Source organism: Actinoplanes cyaneus (assembly GCF_016862095.1).
Taxonomy (GTDB): domain Bacteria; phylum Actinomycetota; class Actinomycetes; order Mycobacteriales; family Micromonosporaceae; genus Actinoplanes; species Actinoplanes cyaneus.
The window spans coordinates 1-1,583 of sequence record NZ_BOMH01000148.1; the positions used below are offsets into that span (position 1 = coordinate 1).

General features: G+C 55.1%; 1 rRNA gene. It reads left to right on the forward strand.

Annotation, left to right across the window (positions count from 1 at the left end):
* Positions 1-58 precede the first annotated feature (58 nt).
* Positions 59-1,583 (forward strand): 23S ribosomal RNA (locus tag Acy02nite_RS46065); the annotation flags it as partial.

Here is a 1,583-nt window from a genome sequence, read left to right on the forward strand (position 1 = left end):
TTGTGGGTTGGTCGTTGGTTGAGAATTGCACAGTGGACGCGAGCATCTTGTTTTTTGTGGTTAAGTTGTCAAGGGCGAACGGTGGATGCCTTGGCACCAGGAGCCGATGAAGGACGTGGTAGGCCGCGATAGGCCTGGGGGAGCTGCCAAACTAGCTGTGATCCCAGGGTGTCCGAATGGGGAAACCTGGCACGAGTCATGTCGTGTCATCCGCATCTGAATTCATAGGGTGTGTGAGGGGAACGCGGGGAAGTGAAACATCTCAGTACCCGCAGGAAGAGAAAACAAAAGTGATTCCGTGAGTAGTGGCGAGCGAAAGCGGATTTAGCCTAAACCAGATACGTGTGATAGCTGTCAGGCGTTGCGTATCCGGGGTCGTGGGACCTGCTTATCATGGCTGACACTGTGGTGGAGAGTTACAAAGTTACATGTTAGTCGAACGACGTGGGAAAGTCGGCCGTAGACGGTGAGAGCCCGGTAGACGAAAATGTGTGACCTCTTTGCAGGTATCCCGAGTAGCAGCGGACTCCTAGAATCTGCTGTGAATTTGCCAGGACCACCTGGTAAGGCTGAATACTTCCTGGTGACCGATAGCGGACTAGTACCGTGAGGGAATGGTGAAAAGTACCCCGGGAGGGGAGTGAAATAGTACCTGAAACCGTTCGCCTACAATCCGTCGGAGCCTTTAGGGGTGACGGCGTGCCTTTTGAAGAATGAGCCTGCGAGTTAGTGGCATGTGGCGAGGTTAACCCGTGTGGGGTAGCCGTAGCGAAAGCGAGTCTGAATAGGGCGTTTTTAGTCGCATGTTCTAGACCCGAAGCGGGGTGATCTAGCCATGGGCAGGTTGAAGCGTGGGTAAGACCGCGTGGAGGACCGAACCCACCAACGTTGAAAAGTTGGGGGATGACCTGTGGTTAGGGGTGAAAGGCCAATCAAACTCCGTGATAGCTGGTTCTCCCCGAAATGCATTTAGGTGCAGCGTCGTGTGTTTCTTGCCGGAGGTAGAGCACTGGATGGTCTAGGGGGCCTACAAGCTTACTGAAATCAGCCAAACTCCGAATGCCGGTAAGTGAGAGCGCGGCAGTGAGACTGCGGGGGATAAGCTTCGTAGTCGAGAGGGAAACAGCCCAGATCGCCAGCTAAGGCCCCTAAGCGTGTGCTAAGTGGAAAAGGATGTGGGATCGCATGGACAACCAGGAGGTTGGCTTAGAAGCAGCCATCCTTTAAAGAGTGCGTAATAGCTCACTGGTCAAGTGGTTCTGCGCCGACAATGTAGCGGGGCTCAAGCACACCGCCGAAGCTGTGGCATTCACACTTGTGTGGATGGGTAGGGGAGCGTCGTGCAGCGGGTGAAGCGCCGGAGTGATCCAGGTGTGGACGCTGTACGAGTGAGAATGCAGGCATGAGTAGCGAATGAAGGGTGAGAACCCCTTCCGCCGGATGACCAAGGGTTCCAGGGCCAGGCTAATCCGCCCTGGGTGAGTCGGGGCCTAAGGCGAGGCCGAGAGGCGTAGTCGATGGATAACGGGTTGATATTCCCGTACCCGCAAAGAAACGCCCAAGACGAACCTCATAGTACTAAC